This is a genomic window from Methylosinus sp. sav-2 (assembly GCF_004366495.1).
Classification (GTDB): domain Bacteria; phylum Pseudomonadota; class Alphaproteobacteria; order Rhizobiales; family Beijerinckiaceae; genus Methylosinus.
The window spans coordinates 56,919-76,935 of record NZ_SOEJ01000010.1 but is presented as its reverse complement, the minus strand read 5'-3'; the positions used below and the strand labels follow the sequence as shown (position 1 = coordinate 76,935).

Below are 20,017 nucleotides of genomic sequence, written 5' to 3'. Positions count from 1 at the left end.
TCAGGAAGCGGGTCTGCTCGAGACGAGATCGCGCAAGGCGCGCTTGTCGATCTTGCCGGCGGCCGTGACCGGCAGCCGCTCGAGAAATTCGAATCGGTCCGGCAGCTTGAATTCCGCAACGCCGAGCGCGCGCAAATGCTTGCGCAATGCGAGCGGCCGCACGTCGCCGCGCGCCACGACGCAGGCGCAGCTCTTCTCGCCCATCAGCGCGTCGGGCGTCGCGACCAGCGCGGCGTCGGCGATTTGGGCGTGCGTCAGCAGCAGATTCTCGAGCTCCTCCGCCGCGAATTTCTCGCCGCCGCGGTTGATCTGATCCTTCTTGCGCCCGACGACTTGAATATGTCCCGTCTCCGTCAGGCGCACGAGATCGCCGGAGCGATAGAAGCCCTCGGCGTCGAAGGCGCGCGCGTTCTCCTCGGCGGCGCGATGATAGCCGCGGAATGTATAGGGTCCGCGCGTGAGCAATTCGCCGATCTCGCCGACGCCGACCGGCGCCCCCTGCGCATCGACGATCTTCACCTCATCGTCCTCGCACATAGGCCGTCCCTGCGTCGTGAAGATCGTCTCCTCGTCATCATCGAGGCGCGTATAGTTCACCAGCCCTTCGGCCATGCCGAACACTTGCTGCAAGCGGCAGCCGAGCGTCGCGGGAATGCGCCGTGCGACCGTTTCGCCGAGCCGCGCGCCGCCGACCTGCAATAGGCGCAGGCTCGAAAGCGGCGCCTCGTCGGCCGCGGCCTCCAGCCAGAGCATGGCGATCGGCGGCGCGACGGCGGCGATGTCGACGCCATGGCGGCGGATGAGATCGAAGCAGACGGATGGGCTCGGGTCCGTCGCCAGCACGACCGTTCCGCCCATGTGAAACACGCCGAGCGCGCCCGGCGAGCTGAGCGGAAAATTATGCGGCGCCGGCAGCGCGCAGAGATAGCGGCTCTTCTCGGTCAGCCCGCAAATCTCCGCGCTGCGGCGCAGGCTGTAATAATAATCGTCATGCGTGCGCGGGATGAGCTTTGGCGCTCCCGTGCTGCCGCCCGACAATTGCAGAAAGGCGACCTCTCCCGGCGCGGAGCCGCGCAGCTCTCGCGCCGAGACGGCGTAGCGACGCTCAGCGAAAGGCGCGAGGCTTTCCGCATAAGACGTCTCGCCGAGAATCTGCACGACGCGCAGCGCCGGAATGGCGATCTGCAAGGCTTCGACATAAGCGCCATTGGCGAATAGCGGATGCCGCGCGGAAGCGATGAGCAGCGCGGGGCGTATCTGATCCGCATAGGCCGACAGCTCGAGGCGATTATGACTGAACAGCGCATTGACGGGCGCGACGCCGATTTTCAGCAGAGCGAAGAGCACCGCATAGAATTCCGCGACATTGGGAAGCTGCACGAGCGCCGTGTCGCCCGCGCGCAGGCCCTGGCGCGAGAAGCCTATGGCGAGGCTCGTCGACCAGGCGTCGAGCTCTGCGTAGTTGAAGCGGCGCTCGCCGCAGATGATCGCCGTGGCGTCGGGGGCGATCTCCAGCCGCTTCGCGAGGAGAGCGGTCAGAGGCTCGCCGCGCCAATAGCCCTTCTCGCGATAGCGGCGCGCGAGATCTTCGGGCCAGGGAGTGAAGTCGACGCTCATTGCGCGATCCCCCGCTCGACGCCGAAAGCGCGCAGCATGGTGGTGAGCTTGGCTTCGGTCTCCGCCCATTCGGCGCGCGGGTCGGAGGCCTCGACGATCCCCGCTCCGGCGAACAGGCGCACGACCATCTCGTTCACCGTGCCGCAACGAATGGCGATCGCCCATTCGCCGTCGCCGCTCTCATCGCACCAGCCGACGATTCCGGCGAAGAATCCGCGATCGAAAGGCTCCAGCCGCTCGATCAGCATGCGCGCCTGCGCGGTCGGCGACCCACATATGGCCGGCGTCGGATGCAGCAGGCTCGCGAGCTGCAGCGCGGAGAGACGTCCGTCGGCGAGCTCGCCGGAGATGGAGGTCGAGAGGTGCCACATGGTCGGCGTGTTCATCAGCGCCGGCTCGTCCGGGATGCGCAGCTCGGCGCATAAGGGCTCGAGCAGACGGCGGATTTCGTCGATCACGAGCCTGTGCTCGAAATTGTCCTTGCTCGATTGCAGGAGACGGCGCCCGATGCGCGCGTCCTCGTCCGGCTCTGCGACGCGCTTCGCCGAGCCCGCCAATGGATTGGAGCGGATGGAGCCGCCGATCTTGCGGATGAGCAGCTCGGGGCTCGCGCCGAGCAGAACGCCGCCATCGGGCAGCGGCGCGTGGAAATGATAGCCGGCGGGATTCTGGCGCCGCAGAATTTCGAGAATCGCGACGGCGTCGACGCGCTCGGCGAATTCGATCTCGAGAATGCGCGACAGCACCGCCTTGCGCGCATGGCCGTCGCGAAAATTGGCGACGGCCTGGGCGACGGCCTCCTCGAATCCGCTCTGGCCCGGCACGCTGCGATACCAGAGCGCGGGAACACTGGCCTTCGCCTCTGGCGCGCTCGTCGCCATGCGCGGCGCGCTGATGCGATGCGTCTTCGGCGCGAAGAGGAAGGAGGGCTGACGCGAGTCGAAGGGGATCGCGCCGACGACGATCGGATGATCCTGTCCCGCGCGACGCGCTCTCGCCAGCGCAGCGTCGACCGCCGCCTGCAGAACGCTGTCTGCGCCCCCGCCGCCGACCGCGGGCGTGCGTATTCGCTCGAAAACGCCATAGGCCTCTATGGCGAAATGGGGCGAGCTGAACAGAAACGACGGCTTTTCAGCCTGCGCCGAAATCTCTCTGGAAGGCCTTTCTGCGACAATCGCGTCCATCGGAACGCTCCTTTGTGGACGAATGAAAATCGGTCGAGCGGGACGCGCGGTCCCGGCCGCGGCGGCGCACGCCGTCGCGTTTGGGAAGAAAGCGGTCCCTCTTTTGTTCTGGGCGTCGCGCCTCAGCCGGAGGGCGCGAGGCTCTGCTTTTCCTTTTCGATCGCCACGCCTTCGGCGGCGGGTTCGGCCGGCGATCGGCGCAACGCGCCAAAGGCCGCCGCCATCGGCAAGAAGGAGAAAAGAGCGGCGAGGCCAAAGGCGCCCACCGCCGGCGCGGGCGGAAGAATTCCCCCGAGCAGGCCGAGAAGGAGGGCGCCGAGCGCGTCGCCGACGATGAATTGCGCGGTCCAGAGTCCATTGACGCGCCCACGCAGCTGGTCCGGCGTGTTCTTCTGCACCAGCGTGAATTGCAGCAGCGAGACGATGGAGCCGAGATAGCCGTAGACGACGAGGACGAGCAGCGCCGGGACCAGTCCGCCGGCGGCGCCGAGCGCGGCCAGCGCCGCGAATGCGGCCGCGGCGCAGGCGAGCAGAGCGAGGCCTGGACGCGCGAGGCGCGCGACGAAGCCGCTCGTCGTCGCGCCGAGCATCGCGCCGAGCGGAACGGCGGAATACATGAGCCCCGCATCGGCCGGGCCGTTCCCATAGGCGCTCGCGAGCGCCGGAAACAGCACGCGCACGCCGCCGGCGAGGCTCGCCAGCGTTCCCACCGCGACCACGGCGCCGACGATGCGATTTTCGAAAAGATAGCGCACGCCCGACAGCAGCGCGCGCGCCGGCGTCTCCGGGCTCGCGCCCATCAACGGCAGCGACTTGGGCGGCAGCGGCGGCAGGCGCAGCAGCGGCGCCAGCGTCGCCAGCACGCCGGCCGCGGCGCAGGCGTAGGTCCAGCCGACACCCGCCGATATGATGAGCAGCCCGCCGAGCGCCGGCGAGGCGACGCCGCCGAGCCGCATGGCGATCATGTTGAGCGCGCCGGCGGCCGCGAGATTTTCGCGCCCGACGATGGCCGGCGTCGCGGCGAGCAGCGCCGTCACCCCCAATGCGCTGAAGAAGCCGTCCCAGGCCGCGAGCGCATAGATGACGGCGAGCGAGGGCGCGGCCGCAAGCCCGTTGAGGGCGAGCGCGACAAAGCCGAGGCCGCAGGTTCCGCGCGCGAAGAGGATGAGCTTGCGGCGGTCGTGGCGATCCGCCAGCACCCCGCCGGTGAGGAGGCCGACGAAGGCCGCACCGCCGCCGAAAGCGACGACGAATCCGGCGGCGGCGGGTGAGCCGGTCAGCTGCAGCGCCTGCACGGGAACCGCGACGGTGAGCAGGCCGAGCGCGAACAGCGACAGCGTCCGCGCCACGAACACCGCGCGGAAATCGCGATTGTCTCGCAGCAGGCTGAAATCGGTCAAAATGCGAGGTTGGGTCATGTTGGTCCGATCGCTGGAGAATCGGCAGAAGAAGCGTGCGAGAGCGCTCATTTGAGACCTCGCTTCGCGTCGATCGCGACGAGAATCTCGTTCAGCGCGGGGCCGAGCTCCCGCAGCATGCGCGGCGAGATGATTTCGGTATGCGGACAATCGAAGGCGACGAATTTCAGCGCGCCGACATAGGGCCGCCAGGTCTCCTCGACGTCCATGCCCTCCGGCAGAGTGCGCAGCGCGACGAAGAGCGTCGCTTCGCCCTCGTAGCGAGGGGTCCTCGCGGAGGCGAGCAGCCGGACCGAGTCCTCGTAATTGGCCATGATATGGCCGAACATCTCGGCCTTCTCACGCGCGAGCGTCGAATCGAGCGCCTCTTGCGAAGCGTCCATGAACAGCGCCTTCTCGCGCTCGATCTCCTCTTCGCCAGCCGCGTCGAGCGGCTTGCTCCAATCCTGGATTTCCGAAGGATAGGTGTCGAGCAGGCCGAGAAAGGCGATCTCCTCCCCTTCGGCCGAAAGACGCGCCGCAATGGCCTGCGCCACGACGCCGCCGAGCGAATAGCCGAGCAGCCGATAGGGACCATGCGGCTGAATCTCGCGCAGCGTCGCGAGATGCCGGTCGCAGACCTCCTCCATATTACGGCAGGAGGCGATCGGTCCCGAAGGCCGCGGCGATTGCAGCGCGATCACCGGCCAATCGCTGCGCAGATAGCGCGTCAGCACGCCGAACTGCCAGGAGAAGCCCGAGGCCGGATGGATGCAGACGAGCGGTGGCCCCTCGCCCGCGCGCAGACACAGCGTCTCGGCGAAGCCGGCGCGGCGATCCTCCTCGCGCCGCTCCGCGAATAATTCGCGCGCCAGGCTCTCGACGCTCGGCGCGGCCATCAGCTGGCCGACGGAAACAGAGACCTTCATCTCGCGCTGAATATCCGCGGCGAGGCGCATCGCCAGCAGCGAATGGCCGCCGAGCGCGAAGAAATCATCGTCCGCGTCGAGCTGGTCGACGCCGAGCGCGCGGGCGAAGAGATCGGCGAGCGCGATCTCGACGCCGGGCGTCGGCTTGCGGCCGTCGCGGCGCGGCGCGGCCTCCGGCTCCGGCAGCGCCTTGCGATCGAGCTTGCCGCTGGCGGAGAGCGGAAATTCCGGCAAGCGCACAATAGCCGTCGGCGTCATATGCGCCGGAAGCCTCTGCGCCACAGCGCGGCGCAGCGCCTCGACGTCGATCTCGACGCCCGCGACCACATAGCCGACGAGCCGCCGCTCATCGGCGCCGGCGAGGCCGCCCGCCGCGGAGGCTCGCGCGACGACCGCCGCCTGTTCCACGCCGGGCTGCTCGGCGAGGACGCTCTCGATCTCGCCGAGCTCGATGCGCTGACCGCGAATCTTGATCTGATCGTCGCCGCGACCGAGATAATCGAGCGCGCCGTCCGGCCGCCGGCGGACGATATCCCCGGTGCGATACATTCGCTCGCCCACGGCCTGCGGATCGGCGACGAAGCGGCTCGCCGTCAGCGACGGCCGTCGCAGATAGCCATCGGCGAGCTGGACGCCGGTCAGATAGAGATCGCCGGCGACGCCGATCGGCGTCTCCCGCAGCCAGGAGTCGAGCACGCGCACGCCCGTGTTCCAAACGGGTCGGCCGATCGGAACGCCCGTCGTCTCGAGGCCCGCGAGGGCCGCGCCGAAGGCCGGCTGATAGGTCACATCCACGGCGGCCTCGGTCGGCCCGTAGAGATTGTGCAGCGGCGCGCCGAACAGCGCCTCGAAGTCCTCCGCCAGCTCGCGCGACAGCGCCTCGCCGCTGCAGAACACGCGGCGCAGACTCTCCGCCTCGGCGGCGCGCGCGGCGTCGGTCGCCGACACGAAGGCCGCCAGCATGGAGGGGACGAAATGCAGCGTGGTGACGCGATGCGCGCGGATGAGCCGCAAAATCTCCGCCGGATCGCGATGCGCCTCCGGCGGCGCCATGACCAGAGCGGCCCCGGCCATCAGCGGCCAGAAGAATTCCCAGACCGAGACGTCGAAGCTCGACGGCGTCTTCTGCAGCACGACGTCGCCCGCGCCGAGGCCATATTCGTGCTGCATCCACAGCAGGCGGTTGACGATGGCGCGATGCGAGACGACGACGCCCTTCGGTCGGCCTGTCGAACCAGAGGTGTAGATCACATAGGCCGGATCATCGGGCTTGGCGGGAGAGACGAAATCCGCCTCCTCCGCTTCGTCGATCTGCGGCAAGCGGTCGAAGGCGAGCAGCGGCGCCAGCCCCTCGAACCGGCTTCGCGACGCCTCGTCCGTGACGATGAGGCGCGGCGCTCCATCCTCTACCATGTAGCGCAGGCGCTCGTCCGGATAGCTCGTGTCGAGCGGCAGATAGGCGGCGCCGGCCTGCTGCGCCGCCATCAGCGCGATGGAGAGCCGCGCCGAGCGCGGCAAAGCGACCGCGACGAGATCGCCGCGCCCGACCCCGGCCGCGGCGAGACCGCGCGCCAATTGCGCGATCTGCCCACGGAGCTGCGCATAGCTCAGCTCGTGATCGGCGTCGATCAGCGCGGGCGCATGGGGCGTGCGCCACGCCTGCTCTTCGAGCAAGCCGCAGAGCGTCGCCGCCAGCGTCTCGACGCGCGTGTCATTGACGGCGACGATCGTCGCGCGCTCGTCCGGCGTGAGCAGATCGAGCGACGCGAGAGGCGTCTCCGGCGCATCGACGAGCTGCTCGAGCAGCCGAACTATGCGGCGGCCGAGACGCTCCGGCTCGGCGACGCCCTCACGATATTCGAGCCGCAGCTCCAATTCGCGGCCGGGCAGCGCCATCAGCGTCAGCGGATAATGCGAATAGCTGCGATTGCGCGCGCCGACGAGGCGCAGGCCCGCGAATTCCTCGGCGTAGAACCGCGCGTCATCCGGATAATTCTCGACGACGAGCAGAGTGTCGAACAGCGTCGAGGCGCCGGCGAGGCGCTGGATCTCGCCGAGGCCGAGCCCGTCATGCTCCATGAGGGCGATCTGCCGGCTCTGAAGCTCGGTGAGCTGCAGGGCGAGCGGCTGATCGGGCCGCAGACGCACGCGCACGGGCAGCGTGTTGGTGAAGAGCCCGATATGCGCGTCGAGCCCGGCCTCCGCCTCCGAGCGGCCGGAGACCGGCGCGCCGAAAACGATGTCGTAGCGCCCCGTCATCGCGCCGAGAAAGGCTGCAAAAACGCCCTGCAGGAGAGTGGCGAGGGTCGATCCGCGCCGGCGTCCGAACGCCTCCAGCTGCTTCGCCAGGCCGGGCCGCAGAGCGAGCGGCAATTCGCGCGTCTCGCCGAAGGCGGCGGCGGGATCGAACAGCAAGGTCGGCGCGGCGCCGGCGAGCGCCTCCCGCCATGCGGCGCGGGCGGGCTCGGGGTCGCGGGCGGCGAGGCGGCGGACGACGCTCGAATAATCGGGAAGGATCGGCGCGAGCGCGGCGCCGGCGTAGGCGTCGAGAAGATCGCGCAGCATCACGCCCGAAGACCAGCCGTCGCCGATGAGATGATGGCAGACGACGAGAAGCGCATGGCTCTCTTCCGACAGCCGAACCAGCACAGCGCGCGCCAGCATGCGGCGGCCGCCGCTCTCGGCCAGCACGTCGCGGGCGAGCTCCTCGCGCTCGATCCGATCGAGCGAGGCCGTGCGCTCCTGGGCGCTGAAGCCCTCCAGCCGATGCTCGCTCCAAGGCCAGCGGCGCAGCGCCTGCGGCCCCTCGACGAGCGGCAGAATCTGGAACGCCCTGCCCTGCTGCTCGACGTCGAAAATCGCTGCGAGCTGCGGATGGCGGCGCAACAGCGCCTCGAGCGCGTCGCGCAACCGCCCGACGTCGAGCGGCCCGTCGAGATCGAAGCGCGAGACGGCGTTGTAACGGCTCGCGCTGTCCCCGAGCCGGGCGTGGAACAGCAGCCCCTCTTGCAACGGCAGCGCCGGCAGCACGGCCGCTATCGCGCCATGGCGAGCCCGCAGCGCCTCGACCGTCGCTGCAGAGACGCCGTCGTCGAGAAGAGTCCGCGCGTCCTGGTCGACGCGGCGCAGCACGGCCGCCATTCCGGCGACGCTCCGCCGCTCGAAGACGTCTCTCGGCCGCAGCATATATCCGCGCTTGCGCAGCGCAGCGCATAGGCCGATGGCGGAAATGCTGTCGCCGCCGAGAAAGAAGAAATCATCCTGCGCGCCCACCGTCTCGAGGCGCAGGACCTCGACGAATATTTCCGCGAGCAGCGTCTCCAGTCCGGGCGCCGGCGGGCGAGCCGTCGGCGCGTCCACGGACGGGTCGGGCAGCGCCTTGCGATCGAGCTTGCCGCTCGCGCCGAGCGGGAAGGCCTCGAGCACAACGATGGCGACCGGCGTCATATAGGCCGGCAGGCGACGCGCCAGAGCGGCGCGCAGCGCCTCCGGATCGAGCGCGCCTTCCGGCGCATCCGGCGTCACATAGGCGACGATCTGGCGCGCGTCGCCCTCCCCGGCCGCGGAGCCGAACAGGCGAGCGACCGCAGCGGCCCTGCCGACGCCGGGCTGCTCGAGGAGCGCGCTCTCGATCTCGCCCAATTCGATACGCTGGCCGCGGATTTTGAGCTGATCGTCATTGCGGCCGAGAAAATCGAGAACGCCGCTCGGCAGCCAACGGGCGATGTCGCCGGTGCGATACATTCGTTCGCCGTCGCCTTCTGGATCGGCGACGAAACGGCTCGCGGTGAGTGACGGCCGCCGCCAATAATATTGGGCGAGCTGCGCGCCGGTCAGATAGAGATCGCCAGCGACGCCGATCGGGACCGGACGCAGCCGCGCGTCCAGCACGCGCAAGCCGCAATTCCAGAGCGGCCGTCCGACCGGCACGCCAACGCCTTCCGCCGTCGCCAGCGCCGCGCCGAAAGCCGGCTGATAAGTGACCTCCACTGTCGCCTCGGTCGGGCCGTAGACATTGTGCAGCGGCGCATGGAAGGTGCGCTCGAAAGCTTCCGCGAGGTCGCGCGACAGCGGCTCGCCGATGCAGAAGACGCGTCGCAGCGAGGTCTTTTCCGCCTCCGCGCCCGGCGTCGCGCGCGCGGCCGCCACAAAGGCGGAGAGCAGCGAGGGCACGAAATTCAGCGTGGTGACGCGATGCTCGCGAATGACGCGCAGCAGTTCCGCCGGATCGCGATCGACGTCCGGCGGCGCCATCACGAGGCGCGCGCCCGCTGTCAGCGGCCAGAAGAATTCGCCGACCGAGACGTCGAAGCTGCAAGGCGTCTTCTGCAGCACCACATCGTCGCTGGTGAGGCGATATTCGTGCTGCAGCCAGAGCAGGAGATTGACCACCGCCCCATGCGGCACGACGACGCCCTTCGGCCGTCCCGTCGAGCCGGATGTGTAGATGACATAGGCCGCATCTTCTGGCGACGGCGACGCGACGCGCGCAGGCGAGGCATCCGCTTCGATAACGGCCAGCACGTCGAAGATCAGCACGGGAGCCATCGTCTCGAAGCGCCCTCGCAGCGCGCTATTGGTGACGATGAGCCGCGGCGCCGCATCCTCGACCATGTAAGCGAGGCGCTCGTCGGGATAGCTCGTGTCGAGCGGCAGATAGGCGGCGCCGGCCTCAAGCGCCGCCATCAGCGCCAGACTCAGATGGACCGAGCGCGGAAGCGCCACCGCGACGCGATCACCGCGAACCACTCCTGCCGCAGCCAGCGCGAGAGCCAGCCGCGCGACCTGGCCGCGCATCTCGCGATAGGCCAGCCTATGTCGGCGATCGATCAATGCGGGCGCGTCCGGCGTGCGTTCGGCCTGCGCTTCCAAGAGGTCGCACACAGAGGCCGGCGGTATGGCGCGCCGCGTGTCATTGGCCTCCGCGATCAGCGCCGTTTCGCTCTCCGTCATGAGCGCGATTTCGCCGATCGGAGTCTGCGGGCTTTCGGCGAGCCGACGTGCGAAGCGCGCGAGTCGCAGCGCATGCAGCTCCAGCTCGCGCTCCCCGTAACGCGCGCCATTGGCGACGAGATCGACGATGAGCTCGCGCTCGGCGAGATAGAGGTCGAATTCGATATCCTCGACCGGGCCGGAAGCGAGCTGATGCGTGATCCCTTCGACACCCGCGAAGTCGAGGCGATAGTCGAACATTTTGAAATTCAGCAGCGGCCCATGGAGCGCGCGTCCAGAGGCCAGGAAGCCGAGATCCCGCCGCAGCAGCTCGGCCTCATATCGCTGACGGCGACGCACCATGTCCAATTCGCGCCCGAGCGCGGCCGCGACGTCGAGGAAGCACATATCCGCGTCTATCGCGATCTGCAGCGGCAGGACATTCACCACCGGCCCCACAGCATGCAATGCGACAGAGCCCATGCGCCGCATGAAATGCGCGCCCACCGAGAGACGCGCCGCGCCGGTCATGCGGCGCAGATAGAGGGCGACCGCAGCCATCGCCATCACGCCGACAGAAACGCGCCCGGCCGTCGCATGCGCGGACAAAAGCGCGGTCGTTTGCGCGTCGAGTACGATCCGCTCGCGCAATGGGAGCGTGAATTTTCCGTCCGCCGGCGCGCGCCGCGACGACAGAGTGACAGCCTGCGGCAGATCGCGCGCATGCTCCGCCCAAAATCGCCGATCGGCGGCTTGCGCCGGCGAGCCGTCATAGGCCGCATATTCCTTCACCACCTCGGCGAAGGAAACGAAAGGCGAAGGCGAAGGAGCCAGCCCGCGACGCAGCGCGGTGTAGATTTCGCTCACGCGTCGCGCGATCGCCGTGAAGCCATATCCGTCCACCGAAAGATGGTGATAGCGCTGAAACCAGAACCAGCGTTCGGCGCCGCCGGGCGCCGACCCCTCCGCGCTGAGACGAAACAACATGTGCCGGTAGAGCGGCGCTTCGCCCGCGAGCGTCCGAGGCGTCTCCAGATCGTCGCGCATCAGCCGCCGCGCGGCGCCGGCCGGATCGGCTTCGTCCGTCAGATCGACGAGCTCCGGCTCCGGCAGATCGACCGCCTGCACATCGTTCGGCACGAGCTGCGCAGGCCCCTCCTCCGTCTCGACGAAGCGCGCATGGACGAGATCGGCCTCCGCGAGCCCGAGACGGACCGCGGCGCTGAAGCAGGCGACGTCCAGCCTGCCGTTCAGCTCGACATATTGCGCGACGACATAAGCGTTGGAGGCGGCGGCGAGCTGCTCCGCCATCCATATGCCGGGCTGCGCCGCGACGAGCGGAAGCGTCTGCGCAGCCGCGAGCGGCCGCTCTGGAGCGATGTCTGCAAGCACGATCAGTCCTTTGAAAATCGAAACGTCACGAAGCAAAACAGGCGCGAAAAGGCGCGTCAGCCGGCCTCTGCGCGCGGGCGCATGTCGATCCAATGATCGTCGACATATTGCATGCATTGGAGGCGCGTTCCCGGACCGAAGACACGGCGCCATCCTTTCGGATCGGCGGAGAAATCGGGCCACAGGCTGAATTGCGCGCGTGCGTTGACGAGAACGACGAAGCTCAGCCGCTCATCGTCGAAAGGATTGATCTGCGCGTCATCCATGGATGTCGTCTCCTTCACCAGCGCCGACCGCAGCGGCGCATCTGCTCGAAGAAACTGGAATTGCGGCGCCTGGGGCCGGCTCCTGCCGTCGCGCCGACCAGACGCTGTCTATCGGCCCCAGCTCGGCGCGGCGCGCCGTCACGCGCGCCAGAGCCGCAAAGCAGAGCGCTGCGCACAAAGCGACGATATCGACGCCGACGCTGATCGGATCGGCCGCCGCCCACGGCCCGAGGCCGGGCGCCGCCAGAGCGACCGCGCTGGTGAGGGGAAGCGAGAGAGCGCCGACCGCCGCGACATAGGCCAGCTCGACTCCAGCGCGCGCCGCGCCGCGCAGAAACGCGAAGGCGAGAGCGCCGAAGAAGACGGCGTGATAGATCCCATGTCGCCACGCCTCGACGTCCTCGACAAGGCCATAGAGCCATTTGGTGGAGACGATGGCGAAAGAGAGCGCGCAGACGCATCCCAAACACACGCCGATCGACGCCGCCGCCATGAGGCGCGAGGCCGTCGTCTGCACGACCTGCTCCCCATGGCGGCGCGCGGTCCGCCGACGCGATTCGATCCACAAGAGATTGCCGGAATAGAATAGGAAGGCGCCGGCGAGACCGAGAAAGAAATAGGCCCAGCGCACGGGCTCGCCGCCATAGCTGCCGAAATGCAGCGCGAAGAATGGCGACACGGCGGCGGTCCAGCCGCTCTGCTTCTCGGGAAGATAGTCGACATTGACGACCTCTCCTGTCGCGCCACGCACGACGGCGAAGCCGCCGCCGCGCGACAGAAAGCGCGGATCCTCTCCGACGACGCGCACGAGCGCGCCGCGCGTATCCGCATCGCGATAATGCAGGCTGATCGGCGAGAACTGCGGCGAGACGGATTCGACGGCCGCGGCCAATTCCGCGACCTTCTTCATCCGCGCCGTCTGCTCGTCGCGCTTTGCGCCTCCGAAAGGGCCGGTCGAGCGCATGATCGTCGGCAGCCTGCCATCATAGACGACATGATCCAAAGCGTCATAGATCGGCTCGTGAAGGCCGAACACGACCGCTGTCAGCGCGATGACGAGATGGAAGGGGAAGCTCGCGACGCCGACGAGATTATGCGCATCGAGCCACATTCGCTTCAGATTCGCGGTGAGTCGCAGCGCCAGAAAATCCTTGGCTAGCGAGGGGAGAACCAGGATGAGACCCGAGACGAGCGCGACGGCGTAGACGGCGCTCACGACGCCCATCACTGTCGTTCCCGTCTCGCGATCGAGAGGCAGACCGGCGGTGCGATGAATCGTGTCCACAAAGGCGCCGACGCCAAAAGCGTTCGAGCGCTCGACGCGCAATACGCCATCCGCGCCGAGCGTCGCGGACCAGACGACATCGTCGCTGCGGCTCTTGCGCCAAGTCAAACGTGCCGGCTGGTCCGGCGTCGCGAGACGAAGCGTGAAGTCTTTGGCCGCCTCGGGCCGCGCCGCCAATGTCTTCTCGATGAGGCGATCGGCGTCCTCGATCGAAATGGAGCCGCCGGTCGGCGGCGAAGCCCAATGAGCGAGCGGCGCCGCGAAGACGGTGAGCGCGCCGGCGTAGAAGCAGACGAAGAGCAGCATGCCGGTCACGATGCCGGTCCATGTGTGAACGCTCTTGTAGAGCCGCAAGATCTCGCCGCGCATGTCTCGTCCTCAGTACAAAAGCCGCCGACAGAGATAGAGTCCGCCGAAGGCGAGAAGATTGGCGCCGCCGAGCCACAGAAACGCAGCGCGTCCGCTGCGAAACAGAAAGACGAGGCTGGCGACGCCGAGCCAGATCGGCGCGACGAGCCACATGACGAATTGATATTTGTTGCGCGCCTCGAGGCCGCCGGGGTCGGCGACGGCGAAGAGGCCGGCGAGAGCGACCGCCAATGTGAAGCCCAGCACAGAGCCGGCGATGCTTTTGCTCAGCCAATCGCGGCGAAACTCGACCATGCCTATTTCCTTCCTTTCAGCGCGACGAGGCTCGGCAGCGCGATCAGCAGCGGCATCAGCGCGGCGAGCGTCGCGAAGAAGGCGGTCGAGGATTCGAGACGAATCCGCCAGACCATCCAAGCAGCGAGGAGAAAGGCCGCGGCGAAGAGGCCCGCCTTCCGCCAACGGGCGCGCAAGAGCGCTTGGCGCGGCGAGGCGAGATAGAGACAGGCTGCGCCGGCGACGACGAGGGCGAGAGCCGATGAAGGGATTATCGCCGCCGGCATTTCTCTCTCCTCAAAAGTCGACGGTCGCGGACACGAGAACCGTTCGCGGCGAGCTCAATATGACGATGCCGTCCGCGAAATAGGATCCCGCCCAATAATTGTGATCGAGCAGATTATTCGCATTGGCGCGGAAGGTGACCTTCTTGTCGAAGAGCTGCGTCGAATAGCGCAGGCCCGCGTCGAGGCGCGCCCATTCGGGAATTTTCTGCGTGTTGGCGGAGTTGACGAATTGCGCGCTCGTATAGACGACACGCCCCTCGAGCGTCAGCCCCGGAATGAAGGGCGTATCCCATTCGCCGCCGAGATTGACCTGCCATTTCGGCGTGCCATAGGCGGTCTTGCCATCGAGCTGGCCATTCGCCGTCTTGGTGAGCACGCCGATCGTATAGGCCGCGCCGCCGAGAATGCGCACGCCTTCGACGACCTCGCCGAACACGTTCCACTCTATGCCTTGGTTTCGCTGACGTCCGTCCGAATTGTAGACATTGCCGCTCTTGATGAGGCTCGGCTTCTCGATCTCGTAGAAGCTCAGCGTGTTGGCGATCGTTCCGGCGTCCCATTTGACGCCCGTCTCGATCTGCCGCGATTTATAGGGCGGAAACATCTGATTATAATTCGCCGCCGCCGTGTCGGTGACGCGGTCGCCCTGGGTCAGGCCCTCGATGTAATTGGCGTAGAGCGACATGGATATCGGCAGAGGTTTGATGATGAGGCCGAAAGCGGGCGTCACCGCGCTCTCGTCGTAATAGGTCGTCTCGGCGCCCGTCGTCGTATTATAGCTCTTCGTCTGAACACGCTGCGCGCGGAGGCCGAGAATGAGCTGCGCCCGATCGTCGAAGGCGGAGAGCGTGTCGGCGAGGGCGATGCTCGAGAGCGTCGTATCGGTCGACTTCGGCGCTTCTCCCGGATCGCGCGCGATGAGCGGCGTGACGGGGAAGTAGATGCTCGACACATAAGTCGAGCTGCGCTGAAAGGCCGAGCCGATCTTCGATTCGAGATTGGCCGCGCTCAAGGACAATCGATGGCCGATTTCGAAAGTGTGGAAGTCGGCGCGCAGGCCGCCTTGAAACGAAATCGTGTCGGTATAGCCGCGCAGATCGATCGAGGTTCCGCTGTAGCGGCCGAGGACATTGACATTGGTCGCGACGGTCGAGTTCGTCAGCCCGTTGAAGCGCGCGTCGATCGCGCCGGCGCTCGCGAACAGAGTGACATTGTCGGCGAGATCATATTCCACGCGCCCCATGGCGCCGGAATTGTTCATTCGACCAGAGAGACCGCGGAAAATATTGTTGCTGGAATCCGGCGCGGCGGCGACGCCGGTTCCGGTGAAGCTCGCCATCATCGGCACGCCGCCGCGCGCGATCTCCTGGTTGAAATAGGCGTCGAGCGCGATGCGCAGCTTCTCGCCGCGATAGTCGAGCGCGAGCGCCTCGAGCCCACGTTCGCGCGATTGATAATCGAGCGTCGTGTCACCGCCGCGATAGGCGCCATTGAAGCGAACGCCGAAGGCGTTGTCCTGGCCGAAGCGCCTGCCGACATCGATATGCGTTCCGAATTGCGAGTTCGACGTATAATCGGCGGTGACGCTCGTCACAGGCGTGTCGCCGGCCTGCTTGGTGACGAGATTGATCGATCCGCCGACGGCGCCATAAGGAGCCATGCCGCTCAACAGCGCAGCCGGCCCCTTCAGCACTTCGACGCGCTCCAGAAACTCCGTCGGCACGCGGCCGTCCGGCGCGACGCCATAGAGTCCGTTGAGCGCCGTCTCGCTGACGAGAACGGAAAAGCCGCGGATACGGAAATTCTCGCGGACCTGACCGGAGGAGACGGTGAAGCGCACGGAAGGATCATTCTCGAGCACGTCGGAGAGCGTGCGCGCCTGCTGATTCTCGATGAGCTTCGACGTGTAGCTCGTCACATTGAAGGGCGCGTCGAGAAAATCGCGATTGCCGAGCATGCCGAGACGCGCGCCGCGCGCCGCCTGACCGCCGGCATATTCCTTCGGCAGATTGCCGAGCTCGGCTTGCGATGGAGCCGGAAACAGCACTGGCGCCGCAGATGGCGTCGCGCCGACGGAAGGCGAAGGCGCGCGCCTCTGCGCGGGCGTTGTCGCAGCACGTGCTCGCGCTCGCCCGACATGCGCGGCGGCCGCGCTCTGGCGAACGACCGGCCGCGGCTTCTCTTTGGGCGCATCGACTGCAACAGCAGGCAAAGACGTGACGCCCGGCTCCGCATGTGCGGAGCCATCGGCGCCGAGAAGCAGAAGCGCGGCGGCGCCCAGCAATCTGCCCCCATCCATGCGGCCGTCAGGCCGTGCTTTTACTTGAGACCGACTTGATGTCCGGGGCAAGCGAGGGCTGCGCATTTCGACATATACCTTTGTTGCTCATATATCGCTACTATATTTATAGTATTAACTGCTACATAGAAGGTCAATCGCGTCGGCGCCTATATTGAAACAGTTATAAATAGCGATTTACATATATTAAACAACAATATATGCCGAATCGGCCGCCAAATATGGAATTGTTATGCTTCCAAACAATCGCAATCCTCGAGCTCGGCAGGCGTCTGCGACGCGACTCGCCAGCGTCTCTCGTGGCGGCCCGGAAAATCCCCGCCGCGACCGACTTAGCAGTCAGGAGGTCGGCGAGATCCCGATCGAGCAAGCCCCACCGGCTGCATCGATCCTCGAGGCGCTCATCGCGCCTCCTGATAGCCCACAAAGCCGGAAGCGGCAGAGGCGATCACGACGACGCACGACATCCTCTCGGCGTCGAGCGACCGAACGTCGAAACCGGTAGTTGATCTATCCAACGATCTTCAGAGCGCCGTCTTTGTTCCGGGCCTCGTCATCCTGAGCGCCGCATGAATCGAACGATATTTTGAAGGTCGCTCCGCCCCCCTCCGTGGGCTCCATCCAAATGCGGCAGCAATGCGCCTGAATCAGCTCTTCAGCGATCGCGAAGCCGAGGCCTGCCCCCGGCGTGGAGTCGGATTTACTCCAGAATGGCTCGAAAATCGCGCGTCGATCCTCCTCTTCCACGCCATCGCCGTGGTCCACAATCCAGATCGACGCATCGTCAAAAATTCGGAATATCACCGTTCCTCCTTCGGGCTCGGCCCGCAGCGCATTATCGGTGAGATTGACGATCACGGATTCGAGCGCGGTGCGACTGCCCCGCACGACAACGCGCGCATCCGGCGCCTCCAGCACGGTCTGGCGCTTCGATCGCACCGCGAGCAAGGCCGAGTCGGCGATTGTCGCACGCGCCAGAGCGGCGAGATCGACCGTCTCATCGAGGCGCGCCCTTCGCCCGCCGAGCCGCGCAGTCACGAGCAACTGCTCGACGATATTACGAATGCGACGATGATCGCGCCTCAGATCGGTCTTGAAGCTCGGCTCCTCGGGCGCATCGAGACGCGCGCCGAGGATGGTCACCGGCGTGCGAAGTTCATGCGCCGCATTGGCGGTGAATCGGCGATGCCGCTCGACACCGGCGTCGAGACGCGAAAGCGCGCCATTCACGGCCTCGACCAGCGGCCCAATCTCCGTGGACACGCCAGCGAGCGACAATCACCGATGCAAAGAGTCCATGTCGATGCGAGCCGCCTGGGCGGCGATGACGCGCAATAGATGCAGACTCCAGCGGACCGCGATCCATGCCGCTGCGGCGCTCATCAATACCGCCATCACGAGATAAGGAGGCGTCCAACTGAGGTCCTCGAGCGCGTAATCATAAATATCTGTTGATTTCCATTGAGAGCTGACCCAGGCAGCACGAGTTTTTCCACCGAGAACTGACCCATGTTCGAACCTTTCCCCCTCGACCGTCGCGGGGGACCTGGGAGTGATCGACATGGAGTTATTGAGCGTCATCCGACGCTGGCGATATCGGCAGGAGTTCTCGATCCGGGAGATTGCGCGACGCACGGGGCTGTCACGCAATACCATGCGCAAATACCTGCGTTCGGACAGCGTCGAGCCGCGGTTCGCCACGCCCGATCGACCGAGCCGGCTCGACCCGTTCGCCGATAAGCTGGCGCACATGCTGCGTCAGGAGGCCGCAAAATCGCGCAAGCAGAAGCGGACGGTCAAGCAGTTGCATGCGGATCTGGTCGCCCTCGGCTACGACGGTTCCTACAATCGCGTGGCGGCCTTCGCGCGCGAGTGGAAGGCGGCGCGGCATCGGGAGCAGCAGACCTGCGTGCGCGGCGCGTTCGTGCCGCTGACGTTTCTGCCCGGCGAGGCGTTCCAGTTCGACTGGTCGGAGGATTGGGCGATCATCGCGGGCGAGCGGACCAAGTTGCAGGTCGCCCAGTTCAAGCTCTCCTACAGCCGCGCATTCTTCCTCCGCGCCTACCCGCAGCAGACGCATGAGATGCTGTTCGACGCCCACAACCACGCCTTCCGCGTGCTGGGCGGCGCGCCCCGGTGAGGTGTCTATGACAACATGCGCACCGCGATCGACAAGATCGGGCGTGGCAAAGAACGCCAGGTCAACGCCCGCTTCATAGGGAACATCCTCGCTGGCGATGGCCCCGAAAGACACCAGGCCTACGCAGATCGCCAGTGGAGCGAAAAGCGTCGCGCGCAACCCGAGGCCTCCCGTCAAGGACATGCGCCGATGCGCCGGCCCCTGGTCCCGATGACCTGCTGATCGCCGCCCGGCCCCGACATCGTCATCGTCCCTTCATAGCTCGTCTTGGCGTAAGTGAGGTCGGACGCCATGGTCATGCCCTGACAGACGGTGGAGAAGCGGATTCTCGGGCCGTCGAGTTTCAGATCCTTGATCGTGCATTTGCCTTTCCGATTTTCCGCGCTCAGGGCGGCGGCGATTCCTTTTTCATCGCCATTGGCGCTCTTGGCTTCTTCCGCGGTGATGCAACGTTCTGTGGCGGCGCCGACCGGCTGCCCCTGTAGTAATGGCGTCACCGACCACAAGCCGGGCTCCAGACGTTCCTGCGCTATCGCCGGAACGACGGCGCACAGCGCCAATGTGACGAATGTCATTCTCTTCATGCTTCTCATGTCCTTATCGCTCGACCAGTTCGACGCGACGGTTCTTGGCGCGTCCGGCGTCATCATTGTTGAGGGCAATCGGCGACGACATGCCGGCGCCGAAAGGGGTGAGCCGCGAGGGATCGACGCCGTGATCGCGTGTCAACGCGACGACGACGGCCTTGGCGCGGCGATCGGACAAGCCGAGATTATAGCCAAATTCCCCCTGATTGTCGGTGTGACCGGCGACGATCAGCTTCAAGCCGGGCTGGGCCGCGAGCAGCTTGGCGATTTCGACCAGCGTCGGCTTCGACTCCGGCTTCAGATCCGACTGGTCGGTGTCGAAGAATATGCCGTAGAGTGCGACACGGCCCGAGGCCCCGAGCCCGGAGGCCATCGCGCCGGCGTCGAGAAAGACAATTCGGTCGACTTGGATCGGCTTCAGTTCCGCGGTCGTGACCGAGATGATCGGAGCGCTCCGGCTTTCGCCCACCAATATGGCGGCGTAGACATCCCCTTCCGCGCGCGCGAGCTTGGCCAGCACATAACGCACGCCTGAGCCGAAGCGTGCATTGACCATGGCCCCTTCGAGTTCCCCGCCGAGACGAAAATAGGAATTTTCGCCGCCGAGGCAGGTTCGATCGCCGCATTCGAACAGAATTTCGAACCCTTTCGTCTCGAGCGAGGATTTGAAATTTTGTTCGATTTCGAGAGCCGAGCGATCCTTCGGCCCGTCATAGCGTATAGTGGTGATCCTGCCCTGCAGCGTGAGGCTGACGCCGGCCAACTTGTCGCCGGAAGCTTTGAGATCCATCGGACGGTCGAGCAGTCGCGCTTCGCCGAACTGAGATTGCTTATAGACCGTGATCTCCGAGCCGGCGTAGCGGCCGACCAGAGGATGATCCTGCGATCCGCGAAGATCGGCGGCGCAGGCCGATTCGGCGCAGAGCGCCAGCGCGATCAGTGTGACGGCGGGAAAGAACAACTCGCATTTCGACATATTCCTGCTCCTGCCCGTTTTGCCGGGAGCGAGGTCTAGGCGTTCAGAGTGTTGAATGCTATTCCCCGCGCGGGGAGGTCCGCG

General features: G+C 66.3%; 12 protein-coding genes and 1 pseudogene. 2 read left to right on the top strand and 11 right to left on the bottom strand.

Annotated features, from left to right (window positions below; translation table 11 throughout):
* The 9 genes from EDE12_RS15890 to EDE12_RS15850 form a co-directional block, all read right to left on the bottom strand.
* On the bottom strand, window positions 1-1,617 hold the full coding sequence (locus EDE12_RS15890) for a (2,3-dihydroxybenzoyl)adenylate synthase (protein WP_026597788.1): 1,617 nt from the start codon (window positions 1,615-1,617) through the stop codon (window positions 1-3).
* Window positions 1,614-2,801 carry an isochorismate synthase gene (locus EDE12_RS15885; protein WP_024882217.1) on the bottom strand — a complete coding sequence of 396 codons (1,188 nt, stop codon included), beginning with the start codon at window positions 2,799-2,801 and terminating at the stop codon, window positions 1,614-1,616. The genes EDE12_RS15890 and EDE12_RS15885 overlap by 4 nt, the downstream gene beginning before the upstream one ends.
* Before the next feature lie 122 nt (window positions 2,802-2,923).
* Complete coding sequence (gene entS, locus EDE12_RS15880; RefSeq protein ID WP_024882218.1) at window positions 2,924-4,219, bottom strand: enterobactin transporter EntS; 1,296 nt, start codon at window positions 4,217-4,219, stop codon at window positions 2,924-2,926.
* A gap of 47 nt (window positions 4,220-4,266) precedes the next feature.
* Window positions 4,267-11,451: a non-ribosomal peptide synthetase gene (locus tag EDE12_RS15875; RefSeq protein WP_245275695.1), complete on the bottom strand. Its 7,185-nt coding sequence runs from the start codon at window positions 11,449-11,451 to the stop codon at window positions 4,267-4,269.
* A 56-nt stretch (window positions 11,452-11,507) separates the two neighbouring features.
* The gene (locus tag EDE12_RS15870; protein ID WP_026597790.1) at window positions 11,508-11,717 is read right to left on the bottom strand and encodes an MbtH family protein; all 210 of its coding nucleotides are present in this window, start codon (window positions 11,715-11,717) and stop codon (window positions 11,508-11,510) included.
* Entirely contained in the window at window positions 11,710-13,371 is a 1,662-nt protein-coding gene (locus EDE12_RS15865; protein ID WP_084768343.1) for a PepSY-associated TM helix domain-containing protein, read from the bottom strand. Before EDE12_RS15865 ends, EDE12_RS15870 begins: the two co-directional genes overlap by 8 nt.
* A gap of 9 nt (window positions 13,372-13,380) precedes the next feature.
* Window positions 13,381-13,665 carry a hypothetical protein gene (locus tag EDE12_RS15860; protein WP_026597791.1) on the bottom strand — a complete coding sequence of 95 codons (285 nt, stop codon included), beginning with the start codon at window positions 13,663-13,665 and terminating at the stop codon, window positions 13,381-13,383.
* Window positions 13,666-13,667: 2 nt separating this feature from the next.
* Window positions 13,668-13,931: a hypothetical protein gene (locus EDE12_RS15855; protein ID WP_026597792.1), complete on the bottom strand. Its 264-nt coding sequence runs from the start codon at window positions 13,929-13,931 to the stop codon at window positions 13,668-13,670.
* 10 nt (window positions 13,932-13,941) lie between these two features.
* Complete coding sequence (locus EDE12_RS15850; RefSeq protein WP_245275696.1) at window positions 13,942-16,215, bottom strand: TonB-dependent siderophore receptor; 2,274 nt, start codon at window positions 16,213-16,215, stop codon at window positions 13,942-13,944.
* Window positions 16,216-16,866: 651 nt separating this feature from the next.
* On the opposite strand from EDE12_RS15850, the gene EDE12_RS22275 reads away from it, so the two are divergent.
* Both EDE12_RS22275 and istA read left to right on the top strand, forming a co-directional pair.
* Window positions 16,867-17,568 carry a hypothetical protein gene (locus EDE12_RS22275; RefSeq protein ID WP_245511938.1) on the top strand — a complete coding sequence of 234 codons (702 nt, stop codon included), beginning with the start codon at window positions 16,867-16,869 and terminating at the stop codon, window positions 17,566-17,568.
* A gap of 223 nt (window positions 17,569-17,791) precedes the next feature.
* Window positions 17,792-18,445 (top strand): annotated as a pseudogene (gene istA, locus EDE12_RS15835) (IS21 family transposase); the annotation flags it as partial.
* Between the two features lie 98 nt (window positions 18,446-18,543).
* On the opposite strand, the gene EDE12_RS15830 reads toward istA, so the two are convergent.
* Window positions 18,544-18,954: a DUF3617 family protein gene (locus tag EDE12_RS15830; RefSeq protein ID WP_024882226.1), complete on the bottom strand. Its 411-nt coding sequence runs from the start codon at window positions 18,952-18,954 to the stop codon at window positions 18,544-18,546.
* 13 nt (window positions 18,955-18,967) lie between these two features.
* Window positions 18,968-19,933 (bottom strand): OmpA family protein, encoded by a 966-nt coding sequence (locus EDE12_RS15825; RefSeq protein WP_051592332.1) that lies wholly within the window; start codon window positions 19,931-19,933, stop codon window positions 18,968-18,970.
* Window positions 19,934-20,017: the final 84 nt, after the last annotated feature.

What these genes read in the sequence shown, in the direction of transcription:
- EDE12_RS15890 (WP_026597788.1), bottom strand. Translation starts at nt 1,617, where the DNA reads ATGAGCGTCGACTTCACTCCCTGGCCCGAAGATCTCGCGCGCCGCTAT.
- EDE12_RS15885 (WP_024882217.1), bottom strand. Translation starts at nt 2,801, where the DNA reads ATGGACGCGATTGTCGCAGAAAGGCCTTCCAGAGAGATTTCGGCGCAG.
- entS (WP_024882218.1), bottom strand. Translation starts at nt 4,219, where the DNA reads ATGACCCAACCTCGCATTTTGACCGATTTCAGCCTGCTGCGAGACAAT.
- EDE12_RS15870 (WP_026597790.1), bottom strand. Translation starts at nt 11,717, where the DNA reads ATGGATGACGCGCAGATCAATCCTTTCGACGATGAGCGGCTGAGCTTC.
- EDE12_RS15865 (WP_084768343.1), bottom strand. Translation starts at nt 13,371, where the DNA reads ATGCGCGGCGAGATCTTGCGGCTCTACAAGAGCGTTCACACATGGACC.
- EDE12_RS15860 (WP_026597791.1), bottom strand. Translation starts at nt 13,665, where the DNA reads ATGGTCGAGTTTCGCCGCGATTGGCTGAGCAAAAGCATCGCCGGCTCT.
- EDE12_RS15855 (WP_026597792.1), bottom strand. Translation starts at nt 13,931, where the DNA reads ATGCCGGCGGCGATAATCCCTTCATCGGCTCTCGCCCTCGTCGTCGCC.
- EDE12_RS22275 (WP_245511938.1), top strand. Translation starts at nt 16,867, where the DNA reads ATGCGCCTGAATCAGCTCTTCAGCGATCGCGAAGCCGAGGCCTGCCCC.
- EDE12_RS15830 (WP_024882226.1), bottom strand. Translation starts at nt 18,954, where the DNA reads ATGAAGAGAATGACATTCGTCACATTGGCGCTGTGCGCCGTCGTTCCG.
- EDE12_RS15825 (WP_051592332.1), bottom strand. Translation starts at nt 19,933, where the DNA reads ATGTCGAAATGCGAGTTGTTCTTTCCCGCCGTCACACTGATCGCGCTG.